The 15,508-nt window shown below is 63.4% G+C and carries 15 protein-coding genes and 3 pseudogenes; 11 read left to right on the plus strand and 7 right to left on the minus strand.

Annotated features, from left to right (window positions below; all coding sequences use genetic code 11):
• The first annotated feature begins 31 nt into the window (after window positions 1-31).
• The gene (locus B5527_RS15290; RefSeq protein ID WP_079602191.1) at window positions 32-928 is read left to right on the plus strand and encodes a LysR family transcriptional regulator; all 897 of its coding nucleotides are present in this window, start codon (window positions 32-34) and stop codon (window positions 926-928) included.
• Between the two features lie 110 nt (window positions 929-1,038).
• Here B5527_RS15290 and B5527_RS45910 read toward each other — a convergent pair whose 3' ends face one another.
• Complete coding sequence (locus B5527_RS45910) at window positions 1,039-1,311, minus strand: hypothetical protein (protein ID WP_210199314.1); 273 nt, start codon at window positions 1,309-1,311, stop codon at window positions 1,039-1,041.
• A 98-nt stretch (window positions 1,312-1,409) separates the two neighbouring features.
• On the opposite strand from B5527_RS45910, the gene B5527_RS15295 reads away from it, so the two are divergent.
• Window positions 1,410-1,877 (plus strand): hypothetical protein, encoded by a 468-nt coding sequence (locus B5527_RS15295; protein ID WP_154072260.1) that lies wholly within the window; start codon window positions 1,410-1,412, stop codon window positions 1,875-1,877.
• A gap of 123 nt (window positions 1,878-2,000) precedes the next feature.
• On the opposite strand, the gene B5527_RS15300 is transcribed toward B5527_RS15295, so the two are convergent.
• Window positions 2,001-2,900 (minus strand): HNH endonuclease, encoded by a 900-nt coding sequence (locus tag B5527_RS15300; protein ID WP_079602196.1) that lies wholly within the window; start codon window positions 2,898-2,900, stop codon window positions 2,001-2,003.
• 281 nt (window positions 2,901-3,181) lie between these two features.
• Here B5527_RS15300 and B5527_RS15305 point away from each other — a divergent pair, with 281 nt between their 5' ends.
• Both B5527_RS15305 and B5527_RS15310 read left to right on the plus strand, forming a co-directional pair.
• The gene (locus tag B5527_RS15305) at window positions 3,182-4,030 is read left to right on the plus strand and encodes an isocitrate lyase/PEP mutase family protein (RefSeq protein ID WP_154072261.1); all 849 of its coding nucleotides are present in this window, start codon (window positions 3,182-3,184) and stop codon (window positions 4,028-4,030) included.
• 86 nt (window positions 4,031-4,116) lie between these two features.
• Window positions 4,117-4,781, plus strand: a pseudogene (locus tag B5527_RS15310) (DUF429 domain-containing protein).
• An 845-nt stretch (window positions 4,782-5,626) separates the two neighbouring features.
• On the opposite strand, the gene B5527_RS15320 reads toward B5527_RS15310, so the two are convergent.
• Window positions 5,627-6,598: a LysR family transcriptional regulator gene (locus B5527_RS15320; RefSeq protein ID WP_079602200.1), complete on the minus strand. Its 972-nt coding sequence runs from the start codon at window positions 6,596-6,598 to the stop codon at window positions 5,627-5,629.
• A 189-nt stretch (window positions 6,599-6,787) separates the two neighbouring features.
• Here B5527_RS15320 and B5527_RS15325 point away from each other — a divergent pair, with 189 nt between their 5' ends.
• Window positions 6,788-7,618, plus strand: a complete 831-nt coding sequence (locus B5527_RS15325; RefSeq protein WP_079602202.1) for a class I SAM-dependent methyltransferase — start codon at window positions 6,788-6,790, stop codon at window positions 7,616-7,618.
• 12 nt (window positions 7,619-7,630) lie between these two features.
• Window positions 7,631-8,155, plus strand: coding sequence for a hypothetical protein (locus tag B5527_RS15330; protein ID WP_079602203.1), 525 nt, complete (start codon window positions 7,631-7,633; stop codon window positions 8,153-8,155).
• Between the two features lie 100 nt (window positions 8,156-8,255).
• On the opposite strand, the pseudogene B5527_RS43925 reads toward B5527_RS15330, so the two are convergent.
• Together B5527_RS43925 and B5527_RS43930 are read right to left on the minus strand one after the other, a co-directional pair.
• Window positions 8,256-8,378 (minus strand): annotated as a pseudogene (locus B5527_RS43925) (RidA family protein); the annotation flags it as partial.
• Window positions 8,372-8,449, minus strand: a pseudogene (locus B5527_RS43930) (3-oxoacyl-ACP reductase); the annotation flags it as partial. The pseudogenes B5527_RS43930 and B5527_RS43925, both read right to left, overlap by 7 nt.
• 295 nt (window positions 8,450-8,744) lie before the next feature.
• On the opposite strand from B5527_RS43930, the gene B5527_RS15335 reads away from it, so the two are divergent.
• The 3 genes from B5527_RS15335 (at window position 8,745) to B5527_RS15345 (ending at window position 11,770) form a co-directional block, all read left to right on the plus strand.
• Window positions 8,745-9,965: an MFS transporter gene (locus B5527_RS15335; RefSeq protein WP_079602205.1), complete on the plus strand. Its 1,221-nt coding sequence runs from the start codon at window positions 8,745-8,747 to the stop codon at window positions 9,963-9,965.
• A 102-nt stretch (window positions 9,966-10,067) separates the two neighbouring features.
• Window positions 10,068-10,826, plus strand: coding sequence for an SDR family oxidoreductase (locus B5527_RS15340; protein ID WP_079607292.1), 759 nt, complete (start codon window positions 10,068-10,070; stop codon window positions 10,824-10,826).
• Complete coding sequence (locus B5527_RS15345; RefSeq protein WP_079602207.1) at window positions 10,823-11,770, plus strand: sigma-70 family RNA polymerase sigma factor; 948 nt, start codon at window positions 10,823-10,825, stop codon at window positions 11,768-11,770. The genes B5527_RS15340 and B5527_RS15345 overlap by 4 nt, the downstream gene beginning before the upstream one ends.
• A 164-nt stretch (window positions 11,771-11,934) precedes the next feature.
• Here the strand turns inward: B5527_RS15345 and B5527_RS15350 are convergent, their stop codons facing one another.
• Window positions 11,935-12,621 (minus strand): PQQ-binding-like beta-propeller repeat protein, encoded by a 687-nt coding sequence (locus tag B5527_RS15350; RefSeq protein WP_079602208.1) that lies wholly within the window; start codon window positions 12,619-12,621, stop codon window positions 11,935-11,937.
• Window positions 12,622-12,693: 72 nt separating this feature from the next.
• Window positions 12,694-13,914: a helix-turn-helix domain-containing protein gene (locus B5527_RS15355; protein WP_079602210.1), complete on the minus strand. Its 1,221-nt coding sequence runs from the start codon at window positions 13,912-13,914 to the stop codon at window positions 12,694-12,696.
• 223 nt (window positions 13,915-14,137) lie between these two features.
• Between B5527_RS15355 and B5527_RS15360 the strand changes: the two genes are divergently transcribed.
• Both B5527_RS15360 and B5527_RS15365 read left to right on the plus strand, forming a co-directional pair.
• Window positions 14,138-14,962: a DUF899 domain-containing protein gene (locus tag B5527_RS15360; protein ID WP_079602212.1), complete on the plus strand. Its 825-nt coding sequence runs from the start codon at window positions 14,138-14,140 to the stop codon at window positions 14,960-14,962.
• A gap of 29 nt (window positions 14,963-14,991) precedes the next feature.
• A complete protein-coding gene (locus B5527_RS15365; RefSeq protein ID WP_079602213.1) occupies window positions 14,992-15,501 on the plus strand; it encodes an SRPBCC family protein in 510 nt (169 codons plus the stop codon).
• Window positions 15,502-15,508 lie beyond the last annotated feature (7 nt).

Here is a 15,508-nt window from a genome sequence, read left to right on the forward strand (position 1 = left end):
GAAGGCAAACCCCGCGGTGCGGGATTGCACCATGATCGACTGGGATGACGTTCGCTACTTTCTTGCCGTCGCGCGCGGGGGCTCGGTACGGGCTGCCGCCGAGCGCCTCGGTGTGAACCACTCGACCGTGCTGCGACGCATCGCCCAGCTCGAGGAACGCCTCGGGGTGCACATGTTCGAAAAGCTGCCTTCGGGCTACCGCCTGACGGCTGCGGGCGAGGAGGTCCTCGAGTTCGCGGACCAGATGGAAGCGTCGTCGCACCTGCTGGAGACGCGCGTCTTCGGGCGCGACCAGAGCGTGCGCGGGCTTCTGCGGGTGACGCTGGCACCGCCCCTCGCGACACACCTGCTCATGCCGGACTTCGCCGATTTCGCGCGTCTGCACCCGGACATCGAGATGGAAATCTTGTCGTCCGGCGAGCTGGCAAATCTGACCAACCGAGAGGCCGACGTCGCGATCCGCGTCGTCTACGACCGCAAAACCCTGCCGCTCAATCTTCACGGCCTGAAGGGACCGGAGCTGTTCGGAGGCGTCTACATGTCCCGCGATCGACTAGCCGCGTGGCGTGCGGGCGCGCCTGATCCCATCCGGTGGATCGTCATAAGCATTCATGGAATTCCGGACTGGACCCGCGAGGGTGAGGTTCGCACCACGGGGGTTCCGTTCAGGACCACGGACGCCGAGGCGCAGATCGTTGCAGTACGGCAAGGGCTCGGGATGACGACACTGCCGTGCTTCGTCGGAGATGCCGACCCCCTACTGGTGAGGGTGCCGGGCACCGACCTGCACATGTACGGTACGCTCTGGCTTCTCACACAGGGGGAGACACGCAAGACGAAGCGCGTGCGGCTCTTCACTGAGTTCGTATCCCGCAGGCTCGCCGCGTACGCTCCGCTTCTCGCGGGGCTGTCCATATCGCGCGACTGACGCGCGGCAGGTCGCCGGCGACGCTTGCCATAATCCGGTTGGAAGCCGAGCTGCGATTGCTCCAAGCGACATCGCGGTCAATCCCTCGCGCTGCTGACGGTAGTCTTCGGCTATGTCGGCGGTGCGGCGTCGCCAGTGGATTCGGGAAAAGTGGACCGATCGATATTGATAGTCGCTGAAAGCGGAGATTTTCTGGAACGATCAAATTCCTCTTTGAATTCAAAAGCCATGCGCATCTGACGGTTCGGGCGACGGGAGTTTTCAAGGCGGAGAAATTTTTTGCAACGACAAATCAACTCATTAGGCACGATGCGAACAATCGAGTGGGAGTGAGCGGCAGCCTTTGTTGAAAGAGATGGGCAGAGCGGCTTGACTCCGGCCATTCGGCCGGCAAAATTACCTTCTCGCGCAAAATTAAGTCCCTCGCATACCCGTCGGGACGAAAGTGATTATCAAAATCCAGCCGATTTAGGAGAGTGTTTTGCATCAATGGCAGCGATTACTGCGCGCGTTGGGCGCGCTTGGATTTCTTTGCACTTTCTGCGGCCTCGCGGGCCAGCCGGCTTACGCAGATGGCTCAGTATCATCCCTGGGCATGGGCTACGGCGCACGCGACCAAGCCGCGTTTGGAAGATTCCTGAACGTGATCCAGCAGTATAACGCATCGGGCGAGCGCTTTCGCATCGACAGTCACTGTCAATCCGCCTGCACGATGTTCCTTTCGATACGCAATGTCTGCGTCACGCCAGGCGCGACGCTGTTGTTTCACGCGGGCGGCTCCATGCAAAAGGGCATTATCAACCCCTCCACCACGCAGCAAATGCTCAGCACCTATAACGCGGCCTTGCAACAGTATGTCACCGACAAGCATTTCATGGATACGTTCGCCTTTCATCCAATTTCAGGCAGCGAAATCATCAAGCGCTTCGGCTACCCGGCCTGCCGGTAGCGGGCAGGGCGGGTTGTAGGCGAAGCCGTAACCGCCACTTCAAGGCCAGCGAGGGCGGATTACGTCTGCGGCTCCTATCCGCCATGGGCTATCTCACCGCAACTATCCATCTCAGGGCGCCGTTCATGTCTTGAAGCAGTTCTCGCGATGCCACCGCAAGAAATGAGGGTGGGGCTGATCGACGGCGCGGGCAGGAGGCAGAATGTGTCCGGTCTTGTTGATCATGGCGCGCACGCCGGCGGTATCGTTCACATGTCGTGAGAGCAGGATCTCGCGATCGTCCGCAATGCTGATCAAGCCGCGGTCAAACATCCAATGCGCCGTCCCGGATAGGGCGATTCCGTTGCTGACGATATCAGGCCCATTAGCTTCCACCGGTCTGATATGCGCGGCTTCGACCTCCGCGCGCCCGCCGCCATTGATCAACTTAAGGGATGTAATCGCACAGCGGGAGTCGTAAGCCTGCAGAACGTTCCGGCGGAACACGCGATCTCGGATTATGCGGGAAGTCAAATAAGCGACGCGGTTCCGTTCCTGCTCGTGTTGGAAGACGGACTGGCTCTCCTGCATACCAGGGAAAGCTGAAGATGCATCGACACGCGGCAGCGTGGCAATGTCGTCGGGAAATCCTTGTTTGGTGATACGGTTGAAGTCCGCCAGAGAAATTGGCCGAACCGCGGATTGGGCGCGTCCGGAAATTTTCCCTTCTTCGTTCAGTAGGCCCCGCTCGATAAGTCCGCCATCGTCCCGGAATGGGACTGGATTGACGAAATCCAGATAGCTCCCTGGTTCGATGACGGCAAGATACATACTTGGGGCACTTGGGTCGCGGATGACTTGCTGGATTTTTGCGAGGGCAAAGTAGCCACGCGATTCAAGCGCTTTTCGTGGCTCGTAATAGATGATCCAGTCGCCGACGCATGCCTCGACGCGAGCGAGATATTGGCTGGGAAACTGGTAGCGTTCGGCAGGGCTGTCTTCGTAGATAGAGTCGGAGCGGTGAATGAAAACGCCGAACGCCACGATAGAATCTCCCCCTGGCAACTTCGCGATATTAGCTCGTGAAACTGACTTCCGCCAAGTGCGCCTAGAGCGGGTTGTAGGCAAAGCCGTAACCCGCCTCTTCGACGTCAGCGATGGCGGATTACGCCTACGGGTCCAATCCGCCCCGTACCCTTCTGAGCGTTCGGCGCCGGTCTAACGGTGTAGACCGGTCGTACGGGCCGATCTTCCGGGAGCAGCCCTACGGGCTAAAACACAGGAGCGAAACGATGACGACATCTCATATCCAGACGCTTCGAACCATGCTTCGCGACGAGAAAGGAATTATTTTGCCCGGCGCGCCGAATGCGCTCGCTGCCCGGATCATTGCTGACCTCGGCTTTAGGGCAGTGTATCTGACTGGCGCTGGGCTCACTAATATGCACCTCGGCTTGCCGGACCTCGGGTTCATGGATCTGAGCCAGGTGGCCGATCATGTGATGGCGATCCGGTGTGTGATCGATCTGCCGCTGATCGTCGACATCGATACCGGTTTCGGCAACGCCATCAACGTCACTCATACGGTTCGGATCCTGGAGCAAGCCGGAGCGAGCGCCATTCAAATCGAGGACCAGCGTGCGCCTAAACGGTGCGGTCATTTCGACGGGAAGGATTTGATCTCCCTGGAGGAGATGGCGGGCAAGGTGCGGGCAGCGGTCGACACGCGACGGCAAGATTTGGTTGTCATTGCACGTACCGATGCATGTGCCGTCGAAGGCTTTGAGGCGGCCATTGAGAGGGCCGGTCGTTACATCGAAGCGGGCGCGGACGTCACATTCGTCGAGGCTCCAGAAAGCCTCGAAGACCTCAAAGCTGTCCCCCGTCGCCTGAAGGCGCCTCAGCTCGTCAACATGGTGCTCGGAGGCAAGACACCGATTGTCGACGAGAAAGCGGCGGCCGAAATGGGGTTCAGCCTGGTGCTTTACGCCAACGCCGCCTTGCAAGGAGCCGTGCATGGCATGCAGTCGACGCTGTCGGCGCTAAAGGAAAAGGGCGTCCTCGATGAGCGCGCCGTTACGTCATTCGCGGAGCGCCAGAGGCTGGTGGACAAGCAGGCCTTCGACCTTATGGAGAGCCGCTACGCGGCGCGTGCGACGGGCGAGAATGGATAATGGCGGACGTAAAGTAGACATTCGAATTTATGTATATCCACGGGTCGGGCGATCGAGCAAAGCGCATGGTGGCTGAGGAGCAGAATATGGCCCGCTATATTGGGCTTGACGGATTCCGGGGAGGGTGGGTCGCGGCCTGGATCGATGACCGGGGCGACCACGGCTTCGACTATTCGTGCGCACTGAGCCGGCTGCTCTCGATGCCGCACCGGCGCGCGATGATCGACATGCCGATCGGCCTGAAAATGTCCGGTCACCGCAGCTGAGACATCAGTGCCCGCGAACTGGTTGGCGCCGCAGTCTTCATGGGCGCGCGCCGAAACCTCTGGAATTTCCGGATCAGGCTTCCGCCAACCAATATTACTGGCAGCATGAAGGCCCGCGAATGGGCGTCTCCGCTCAGCTCTGGAACATCAGAGACAAGATCAGGGAAGTCGACGATTTCATCACGGCCGGGCGTCAGGCCACCATCGGCGAGGCGCATCCGGAGTTGATCTTCTTCAAGCTCAACAATCATCTTCGCCTGCAACGAAAGACGTCGGAGGCCGGCCGTGGGCAACGCATCAAGATTCTGGCCGATCGAGGTTTCGTCAAGATTTCGAAATGGCTGACGCAACGCTACGGAACGGGAATCGGCCGCGACGATCTGATCGACGCCTGTGCGTGCGCGATCGCCGCGCGCGACAGCACTGCGCGTTTCGGCGGCGATGAAATTGACAGCCGCGGACTGCGGATGGAGATCAATTATTAGGGCGTGAGATGATATTTCATTGAACCGGGACGAACCGAAGCGAACCGCGACTTTACCTCTCCCTTGGGAGAGGTCGGCGCGTAGCGCCGGGTGAGGGGTTACGGTCTTTAATAGCAAGGCACCCCTCACCCGATTTGCTGCGCAAATCGACCTCTCCCCGCTGGGGAGAGGTAAAGGGCACCTGATCGATTCATCCAGAAACCGACTTGCTCCAGGAATGCGTGAGCTCTGCCAACAGCCCGACAGGCAAATCAAAAGCGCGCCGCCCGAACGCTTTGTCTAGCCCTCTTGCAAAAAATATTCTGATTTTCAGAATAGGCAAATCGGCTGTATATCTCTCGCCGTCTCGTTCCGATGAGAGGGGCGCTCGCGATCGTCACGAACGCGGGGCGGGATGCGGTGGACGCTGGCGGTGCGACTGACGAGCGCATTGAGTTGAGCTGGCGGATGGCGAAGACGTGTGGTCCTGACACCCCGACGCTGGTGTCAAGTTTGCGGAGTGATCCGCATAACGACGGTGGCAAGAAAGCCGATCACCGGGGAGAGCACGGTATAAGCCGTAAACCATCGCGTGCGGGAATGCCGGGTGACTCCGGTGGCTCGCTGTGAATACTCGTGTGCATACTTACTACCAATAGCGCACACGAGGCTGCGGGTGCATCGGGCATCCGGCATTCCCCACGCCCTCTGTTCTAAAGGGCGGATGTTTTTGGCAAACCTCGGACGCATCGCGCCGCGAGAATGCGGAGGTGTGGCTGCATTCGCCGTCATTGCGAGCGAAGCGAAGCAATCCACTCTTTCTGTGCGGCTATGGATTGCTTCGCGGAGCTTCCGCGCTACCCAGCTCAGCGCCTTTTCACGCTGCGAGTACGCCCGTCAGCAATGTGAATCGGGGTCTTGTTGGTAGCACCGGAGCGGCTCTTCACGTGATCGATGAAGGCTCGCAGCTTCGGCATTACTTGCCGGTGGCCGGGATAATAGAGAAACACGCCCGGCGCCATTGGCGCGAACGGCTCCAGTACGTGCACGAGTTTTCCCGCTTTCACCAGGCTGGCGGCGATCGGCTCGGGCACTTGCGCGAGCCCCATATCTTCCACCGCCGCGCCAAGCATCGTGGGCATGTCGTTGGCGATAAAAGGTCCTGAAACGATGACTTCGACTGCCTCGTTGCCGTTGACAAAGGACCAGGGCGCGATCGACCCGTTCGAGCGGCGCATGCGCAGGCAGGCGTGCCGGCGCAGATCGTCGATGAGTTCCGGCCGCTGCCGCCGACGCAGATAGGCGGGGCTGCCGACCACAGTCAGCGGGTGCGACGGCGTCAGACGCACCGCGATCATATCGGCCTCGATGAACTGGCCGAGCCGGATGCCGGCGTCAAATCCTTCGGCGGCGATATCGACCAGATCCGCGCTGGCGTCGATCTCCACCTCGACATCGGGATAGGCTTGGCAGAACGATGCGATCAGCGGCTCCAGCAGGATCGGCACCACCGCCCGCGGCGCCGTGAGGCGCAGCAGTCCGGCAGGCCGCTGCCCAAGGTCACGCGCGACCTCGCTTGCGGCGACAAGCTCCTCGAAAGCGGGCTTTGCGCGCGCGTGAAATCGTTCGCCGGCTTCGCTCAGGCCGACACTGCGCGTTGTACGTATGAAGAGCGCGGCGCCGACGCGCGCCTCGAGGGTGCGGACCGCCTGGCTGATCGCCGATGGCGTGACTCCCAGTTCAGCCGCTGCTCCGCGAAAGCTGCGGTGCTGCGCAACGCTCAGGAACGCCTCCACGCCGTCGAGCGCGCCCTGCCTGACTGTGAAGTTCTGCTTCATAGCCCATCGACATTATCACCAATAGTCGCGGGCCGGAAGCGGTCGTACATCTCACCTGCAAATCAGGAGTCACGGTGATGTCGAGGCCCGAGATGCGCGACAATCAAGCGAGCGGCGCTCGGGCGCGACCTGCCTCGCACGTTCCGTTCCCAGTTCTACGCGCTCTCGGGCGCTAAGAGGAGCCTTGCAATGACCGATGTTCTTGATGACGTGCGCGACCACTATCGCACGACCGGCCTGACCGAACGGCTGAAGACGGCGCTGATGGCCCTCGGGCCGGAGGATCAGCAGTTCACGCCCCAGCAACTGGGCGCGCTCGACCAGTTTCACACCCGCGGTCTCGCCGCGACCGCCGAGCTCGCCAAATTGGCTGGGATCGCCGCCGACGCGGCGGTTCTGGATGTCGGCTCCGGCGTCGGCGGGCCGGCGCGTTTTCTGGCTGCGACCTATGGCTGCCGGGTGACCGGCGTCGACCTCAGCGAGCCGTTCGTGGACGCCGCGCGCTATCTGACCGAGCGCACCCGACAGAGCGGGCAGGTGTCGTTCCAGACCGCCAGCGCGCTGGAGCTTCCATTTGACGACGGCCGCTTTGACGCAGTGTTGCTACAGCATGTGGCGATGAACGTCTCCGACCGGGCGCGGCTCTACCGCGAGATCCGTCGCGTGCTGAAGACCGGTGGCAGGTTCGCGACTTTCGACGTCGTATCGAACGGCGGTGAGCCGCATTATCCCGTGCCGTGGGCGCGGACGCCGGCAACGAGCTTCCTCCTGACAGTCGACGCGACGCGCGAGGCGATCGAACCCGCCGGCTTCCGCATGCTGGCATGGAGAGACGACACCGAGGTCGCCAAGGCCTGGTTCGCGCAGCTGCGCTTGTCGGGGCCGCCGCCTTCGCCAAATCTCGGCGTGGTGATGGGACCGGACTTCGCGCAGCTTTCCGCCAACCTGGGACGGAATCTCACGGAAGGCCGGATCGGCATCCTGAGCGCGGTGTTCGAGGCCGCGTCAACCAACATCTGATAGGAGGCCAAAATGCCCACGGAAATCCTGTTCCGAACCCATCTTATTCTAGGCTATGTCGCCTGGCTGCTTTGCTTCGGCGCATACGGTCTGCCGTGGCTCAGGTCAATGGACCGGGTCGCAGTGCAACGCGCTATCGCTACTCTGCATAGCTTCCGCTTCTTCGGGCTCGTCTTCATCCTCCCCGGTGTCGTCAGCCCCAATCTGCCCGCCGACTTCGCCGTGTTCGCCGCCTACGGCGACTTCGCAACCGGGGTGCTGGCCATGCTGGCGCTTCTCGCGGTGAGGATACGCCCGCTCTTCTGGCTGTTCGTCGTCGCCTTCAATCTGGTAGGGACGGTCGACCTCATCGTCGACTATTACGACGCCATCCAGGTCGGCCTTCCTGCTCACGCGGAGTGGCTGGGCGCCACCTATGCGATCCCGATCATCTACGTACCGCTGCTGATGATCACGCACATCGCCGCATTCTATTTTCTGGTACGTCCTCAGTCCGAGGCGACTCGGGCCCTCGTCGGCGAAGCTGCCGTATCTTAGATTGCTCCGCCATCGCAGACGTCCATCGTCACCGCGATGGCACGTGGCCGAAGCGACATCAATCGCAATAGCGTGGTGACGGTCTTTTTGCGCACTGCTGCAGATCGCCGATCTTCGCTGCCTCGACATAGGCGCCGAAGGGGGTGGGCGGCGGGGCGAGCGCGATGTCGAGTTCGCGCAGCCGCTGCTCCGCGCTGGCTTGCGCGCTCATCCGGGTCACCATCTTCCCAGATGTGCGCCGCCATCGACGTGCAGCACTTCCCCGGTTATACGCGGCGCCTCTGTCAAGAACAGACTCTTGGTTGGCGGCCAGCCTAATCGACTTTGCAACGCCAATCCACATATGGAACGGCTCGAAGCGCGTTCCGATCGGTCGCCATCATTTGACAGGACGCGATAGCCACCGGGCCGCGTGAATGCGTGCCCGATGACAGGCTCCGCCTATTGCGCCTTGCTGCAAACATTGCTGGACTGGGTTCGCGGATCCACTGTGCAGGCTCCGCGTTCAAAGAGAATCTTCCATGCGCATGTCGGTTCTGCCCCATCCCATTCGTCTTCCACCCGGAGATTGCTGTATGGGAGATCAGAAATGACCAATTCTGCCTATCGCTGGGTGATCGTCGCGGCCGGAGGCGTTCTGGGCTGTGTTGCCATCGGCGGCATGTTTTCGCTGCCGGTTTTCCTGCAACCCATTGCGCGCGATACCGGCTGGTCGGTGACCGGTGTGTCCAGCGCCATGACGATCGGCTTCCTTGCGATGGCCTGCACCAGCATGATCTGGGGCACCTTGTCCGACCGGCTCGGGCCGCTGCCGGTGGTGCTGACCGGGTCGATCGTGCTGCCGGCAAGCCTCGCGCTGGCCAGCCGGGCGCCATCGCTGCTCTCATTTCAGATCATGTTCGGCCTGATGGTCGGCGGCTCGATTTCCGCGATCTTTGCGCCGATGATGGCGTGCGTCACCGGCTGGTTCGACACCCATCGCAGCCTTGCGGTCTCGCTGGTTTCGGCCGGCATGGGAATGGCGCCGCTGATCATGTCGCCGCTCTCCGCCTGGCTGGTCTCGCACCATGACTGGCGAACCTCGATGCTGGTCGTGGCCGCCGTTGTCGCCGCCATCATGATCCCGGTCTCGCTGCTGGTGCGCCGCCCGCCGGCGCTCGCGAGCGGCAACGCCGCCCCGGTTGGTGACGGCGCACCGCCGCCGGAGATGTCGCTCGCGCAAGCGTTGCGCTCGCCGCAATTCATCATCCTGCTCGCGACGAATTTCTTGTGTTGCGCCACGCATTCGGGCCCGATCATTCACACCGTGAGCTATGCGGTCACCTGCGGGATCCCGATGATGGCAGCCGTTACGATCTACAGCGTCGAGGGGCTGGCAGGGATGGGCGGCCGTATCGCCTTCGGCCTGCTCGGCGACCGCTTCGGAGCCAAACGCGTGCTGGTCTCGGGGTTGCTCGCTCAGGCGTTCGGCGCGCTCGGCTACGTCTTCGTGCGCGAGTTGGCCGCGTTCTACGCCGTGGCGGCGCTGTTCGGCTTCATCTATGCCGGCACCATGCCGCTCTATTCGGTGCTGGCGCGCGAGAATTTTCCGCTGCGGATGATGGGCACCGTGATCGGCGGAACCGCCATGGCCGGCAGCCTTGGGATGGCGACCGGGCCGGTCGCCGGAGGTTTGATCTACGACACGTTCGCCAGTTACGCATGGCTGTATATCGGTTCATGGGCGGTCGGACTTGGCGCGTTCCTGATCGCATTGACGTTCAGGCCGTTTTCCAGGGGTGAGACGCAGCCTGCGCCGGTGCCAGCCTGAAGCCAAACGAACTCCGCGAAAGTCTCCCCGGGGCGAGGTTGATTGACTCTTTTTCCCCGCCTCAATCGTTCTAGCTACATCTCAACAATGGAGCAGAATCCGATGAGCCTCAAAGACAAGAATGTCGTCGTCACCGGCGGAAGCCGTGGTCTTGGCCTCGGACTGGTCGAGGCCCTGGTGGCGCACGGCGCCAGGGTGACGGTCGTGGCCCGCGACACCGATGCACTCGACTCCGTTCGCAACCGGCTGGGGGTCGCCACGATCTCCGCCGATGTAACGGACGAGACCGCCGCGCATCGCGTTCTCGGCGAGGTCCGGCCGGACATCCTGGCGCTGAACGCCGGCACGAAGCCGCCGATGGGGCGATTGGATCAGATGACCTGGGCAGATTTCACCGCCCCCTGGGAACACGATGTCAAAGCGGGGCTGCATTGGCTGCAGGCCGCGCTGAATCTGCCGCTCAAGCCCGGGAGTCGCGTGCTGGTAGTATCGAGCGGTGCGGCCGTGGATGGATCACCAATGTCGGGCGGCTATGGCGGCGCCAAGCGCATGCTCTGGTTCATGGCCCGGTACGCCAATCGCGTTTCACAGCAAAGGGAGCTCGGTATCGTCTTCCAGACCATCCTCCCGCGGCAGATGGTTCTGGGCACCGGGATCGGCGACACGGCTGCGGGCGCCTACGCGCGGGCTATGGGCATCAAGCCCGAGGCGTTCGTGGCCCGCTTCGGGACGCCGATGCCGCCGAGGATGTTCGGTGAGAATGTGGTGGCGGTGCTGGACGACCCGATTCATGCCGAAGGCTTTGCCTTTGGGCTGACCGGCGCCGCCGGCGTCACGATGATCGAGGGGTTTGCCGATTGAGTGCAGGGTCGCAGCCGCTGGAGCGCGACCGCCGGGCGCAGCTCCTCGCTTTGGCCGAGGAGCTGCGGCCCGAACTACATCGCTATTGCGCGCGTCTGATGGGATCGGTGATCGACGGCGAGGACGTTGTGCAGGACACTTTGGTCCGGGCTTTCGCAGCGTTGCAAGACCTTAAGTCGGAAGACTTCGACGAGACGCCGCCGCTTCGACCCTGGCTGTTTCGGATAGCCCATAACCGCGCGCTCGACCTGCTGCGCGGCGGGGCGGTGCGCGCGGCCGAACCGATCGACGCCGCCAGTGACGTTGCCGACCCGTCCAGCCCCGACCCCGTGGAGATGCTGATGCGCCAGGAAGCGGTCAAAACCGCGGTGTCGCGCTTTGTCGAGCTGCCGACCCTGCAGCGCAGCGTCGTCATCCTCAAGGACGTGCTCGACGAGTCGCTGATCGACATCGCGGCTCTGCTTGACCTCACGGTAGACGCGGTGAAGGGCCATCTGGCGCGGGGCCGCTCGCGTCTTCGGGAAATCAATGCGCAAGCCCGGCCGCCTGCGGCGACGCGCCCGGCGTCCGCCGCCGCGGCCCGCTATGCGGCCCTCTTCAACCGGCGCGACTGGGACGCCCTGCGGGCACTGTTGGCCGACGACGTGAAGCTCAAGCAGTCCGCGCACCCGCTTCGCGTCGGACGTGCGGATGTCGGCATGTTTTTCACCATCTATGCCAGGAGCAATGTTTGGCTTGTGCCTGCATGGCTCGAGGGGAGGGAAGTGATCGCGGTGTTCGAGGAACGCGCCGATCCGAAACCCAGTTACATGATGTGGCTTGGGTGGTGCGACGGCCGGATCAGCTTCATCCGCGATTACCGCCATGTCCGCTATGTCGCCGCTGACGCGGAACTGGCACTTGCGCCGAACGTCGATCCCGCAGGCCGTGCCGACGCGCATTGAGGCGCCAGCGAGAGGCCGCGATATCGGCAATTGATCGAACAGCATACATGTCGCATTTTGCAACGCGAAGATATTCTGCTGATTGGCAAGGGGTTCGGCGTTCTCCGGAATCGGGAAATGCTCCGTGCGTCCGGATTCGCATTTCCCTTCGAGTGCCGATTCGACTACTTGCTCGTGGAGTCAACAGGCATCGCCGAGCCGCTGCCCGCCTTCGAGACTCGCCTGGGCCGGCGGACCGCGCGCACCTTGCCGCTGTTGCCGCCGCCGCAGAAGAACCGGTCGCCGCCGTCGGACTCCAGTCCCGACACGGCGACGCCGGGCGGCATATCGAGCCTTTCCAGGACCTCTCCGGTTCGAGGATCGACCCGCCTCACATCGCTCTCGTCACCTTCCCAGGTGCCGTGCCAGAGTTCGTCGTCGACCCAGGTGACCCCGGTGACGAAGCGGCTGCACTCGATGGTGCGAAGGATGGCGCCCGTCTGCGGATCGACCTGATGAATCCTGCGCTCCCGATATTGCCCCACCCAGAGCGTCCCTTCGGCCCAGGCGAGCCCGGAATCACCGCCGCCGCCGGGCGCCGGAATCGTCGCGAGCACATGGCCGGTGTTGGGATCGATCTTCTGGATGCGATCCTCGGCGATCTGGAACAGGTGCTGGCCATCGAAGGCCGTTCCTGCATGCGCGGCGACATCGATCGAGCGCAGCGTGTTCCCGCTCGCGGGATCGAAGGCGTTCAGTCTGTCGCCGGCGGCGATCCAGACGGACTGACCATCATATGTGACCCCACCGACGCGGTCGACGCCCGGAAAGGGTCCATATTCACGGATGACTTCGGCTGCGGATCTCTTCATGTTTCCATCTCACAAAATAATTCCCGAAACCGGATTCCCGTTTTCGGAAGGATCACGTTCACTCCAAAAAACCTAGTCGCCCGGCAGTGGACCCGGGAGTAACAAGATTGTCGGGAATCCCGGCACCGGCGGCGTCATCCAGCGACGCGCGCGGCCGCGACCGAACGGCGCCACCTTGCCTGCCGCCGCAAGCGCGTCGAGCGCGCGCTGCACGGTGCGCGGGCTGGCGCCGAGTGCGATCGCCAGCGCCGAACTCGACCAGGATTCGCCGTCGGCGAGGAAGGCGAGCACCGCCGCATGCGGTTCGTCGACCGGCGGCGCCAGCACCACGACCTCGGCGGCGCGTCGCGGCGCCAGCGCAAAGCCTCGCTTGGTCGCGCTCACGTCGGCCAGCGTCCGCAACTCGGCGCGAAGCCGGCCGATTTCGACCCGCAACCGGGCGCGATGCGATTCATCGGCGTGCTTTCCCCGGAACGCGCGCGCCACCAGCGTGCTCCTCGGCACGTCTCCGGGCCAGGCTTCAGCCAGAGCGCGCGCCAGCGCGAACAGGACCGGGCGCGTCGCGAGCGAGACCACCGTGCGCGCGTCACGCACGGCATAACGGCACGCGTCGACGACGAGCGCCTTCGACGCCAGCAGCGCCTCGACATCCCCGAGCAGGAGCGGTCGCTCCCCGCCACCCGAAATCAGGCGCGCCGCCGGCGTGTCGAGGACGAGGGATGCGCTTTCGACCTCCGCGGTCAGCGCGGGTATCCCGGCGTCGCGCGCGGCATGCCCGGCCCGGGCGAGTGCCGCGCGTGCCGTCCTTGTTTGAAGGCGCCGCATCGCGATCCCCGCAACGACCAGCTCATGGGCCGCCTTCAGCGCGGGCGGGAAGGGCGCGGGATCGAGCCCGGCGAGCGCATGCTCGGCCTCATCGAGGCGTCCGATCAGGAGCAGGCGCCGTACCCAGAGATTCCGCGCATGCGCGGCATTGACGCGGTCGCCATGGGCTTCGAGGGTCGCCCTCGCTGTGTCGAGCGCTTTTGCGGGCCAGCCGAGGTCGCGCGAGACCAGTGCGATCTCGGCCTCGGCGACGACGCACCTCGCGCGGGCCACGGCCTCTTTCGCACCGAACGCGCGCGCCGCGCTTCGCAGCAGGGCCTTGGCCCGAACGAGATCGCCGAGCTGCGCCATCGCGATGCCGCGCAGCGCCAGCGCCGGCGCGTCGCCGCGCAGAGCGACCCGCTTCAATGCGCCGAGGACATCGCCCGCCGCCAGCGCGCGCGCCGCGGCTGTTATCAGTGAGTCCATTGGAATCCCGTCACACTTGTCACTCTCACCATCCGCTGTCCGGTCCTATTCTATCACACGACGACAAACCAATGCGTCGCAGCAAGGAGGACACTGTCATGGTTGACTGGACAATCCTTTCCCCAACGTTTCTCGCAGCCGTGGTCCAGTGGGCCGGAGCCGCTGTGACCGTGCTTGCCGTCGGCCCGGGCCAACAGACGATCGAATCCCATGGAGAAGAACGATGACGGAACACAAGACCGGAACACGTGAACAGTGGCTGGCGGCGCGGCTCGAACTGCTTGAGGCAGAGAAGGAACTCACCCGGCGCGGCGACGAGGTGGCGCGGCGGCGTCAGGCGCTGCCGTGGGTCCGCCTCGACAAGGACTACCAATTCGAGACCGAAGACGGAAACGTCTCGCTGGCAGATCTGTTCAAGGGGCGCTCGCAGCTCCTCGTCTATCACTTCATGTTCGGGCCCGACTACACGGCGGGGTGTCCGTCCTGCTCGGCGATCGCGGACGGGTTCGATGGCTTCGTCGCCCATCTGGCGAACCACGACGTCATGCTTTCGGCGGTGTCGCGGGCACCGCTCGCGAAGCTGCAGGCGTACAAGCGGCGGATGGGGTGGACGTTTCCCTGGGCCTCCTCGCGCGGCAGTGACTTCAACTTCGACTTCAACGTCGCGTTCACCGAGGCGCAGCAACGCGGGGGGACGGTCGAATACAACTACCGGCTCGGCGGCCACGCGATGGACGCGGCAACGGTCCCGGCGCCCGTCGCCCAGTTCGCGGCCACCTGCGGAACTGACGCGTCGACCTACAGGCGCGATCTGCCGGGCCTGAGCGCGTTCGTGATCGAGGACGGCGTCGTCTACCACACCTATTCCACCTATGCGCGCGGCGTGGACGGCCTCTGGGGCATGTATCAGTGGCTCGACCGCGCGCCCAGGGGGCGCAACGAGACGGGCCCGTGGTGGCGCCGTCACGACGAGTACGACAAGGGCGGCTCGGTCGCCCGTGGCGGGCACCATCACGCAGCGAGCTCCGGCTGCGGCGCGCAAGGGTGACACGCTTAGTTCTTGAAGGAGATCGATCCATGACCGACGCCGCAATGAAATTGGCTACACAGGACATCGTGGTCGAGGAAGTGCTTCCGCACGCGCCGGAGACCATCTGGAAAACCCTGACGACCGGCAAGCTCGTCAACCGTTGGCTAATGAAGTCGACAGGGTTCCAGCCTGTGAAAGACGCGCGCTTCACGTTTCAGACGACGCCGGCCGGCGCGTGGGACGGCGTGATCCACTGCGAGGTGCTGCACGTGACGCGCAACGAACGTCTGTCTTATTCGTGGCAAGGCGGCCATGACAGCAATGCGCAATATGGCTCGCTTCTCGACACGATCGTCACCTGGACCCTCGCCAGGGTCGACGGCGGCACAAGGCTTCGTCTCGTGCATTCCGGCTTCGTAACGCCGAAAAACGATGCCGCGTCCAAGAATCTGGGCGAAGGCTGGAAGAAGGTCATCGGCAAGATCGGCGCCATTTCCGGCGAACAGACCGAAACGGGCATCTCCCATCCGGAGATGACCGACACCTCCAAAACGTAAAGATGAT

It is taken from the genome of Bradyrhizobium erythrophlei (genome assembly GCF_900129425.1).
GTDB lineage: Bacteria > Pseudomonadota > Alphaproteobacteria > Rhizobiales > Xanthobacteraceae > Bradyrhizobium > Bradyrhizobium erythrophlei_C.

Excerpts from the sequence above, each read along its gene's own strand:
- B5527_RS15325 (WP_079602202.1), top strand. The coding sequence starts at position 6,788 with ATGACCGATGTTCTTGATGACGTGCGCGACCACTATCGCACGACCGGC.
- B5527_RS45910 (WP_210199314.1), bottom strand. The coding sequence starts at position 1,311 with ATGGCCGGAGTCAAGCCGCTCTGCCCATCTCTTTCAACAAAGGCTGCC.
- B5527_RS15330 (WP_079602203.1), top strand. The coding sequence starts at position 7,631 with ATGCCCACGGAAATCCTGTTCCGAACCCATCTTATTCTAGGCTATGTC.
- B5527_RS15360 (WP_079602212.1), top strand. The coding sequence starts at position 14,138 with ATGACGGAACACAAGACCGGAACACGTGAACAGTGGCTGGCGGCGCGG.
- B5527_RS15340 (WP_079607292.1), top strand. The coding sequence starts at position 10,068 with ATGAGCCTCAAAGACAAGAATGTCGTCGTCACCGGCGGAAGCCGTGGT.
- B5527_RS15365 (WP_079602213.1), top strand. The coding sequence starts at position 14,992 with ATGACCGACGCCGCAATGAAATTGGCTACACAGGACATCGTGGTCGAG.
- B5527_RS15355 (WP_079602210.1), bottom strand. The coding sequence starts at position 13,914 with ATGGACTCACTGATAACAGCCGCGGCGCGCGCGCTGGCGGCGGGCGAT.
- B5527_RS15320 (WP_079602200.1), bottom strand. The coding sequence starts at position 6,598 with ATGAAGCAGAACTTCACAGTCAGGCAGGGCGCGCTCGACGGCGTGGAG.
- B5527_RS15305 (WP_154072261.1), top strand. The coding sequence starts at position 3,182 with ATGCTTCGCGACGAGAAAGGAATTATTTTGCCCGGCGCGCCGAATGCG.
- B5527_RS15335 (WP_079602205.1), top strand. The coding sequence starts at position 8,745 with ATGACCAATTCTGCCTATCGCTGGGTGATCGTCGCGGCCGGAGGCGTT.
- B5527_RS15290 (WP_079602191.1), top strand. The coding sequence starts at position 32 with ATGATCGACTGGGATGACGTTCGCTACTTTCTTGCCGTCGCGCGCGGG.
- B5527_RS15350 (WP_079602208.1), bottom strand. The coding sequence starts at position 12,621 with ATGAAGAGATCCGCAGCCGAAGTCATCCGTGAATATGGACCCTTTCCG.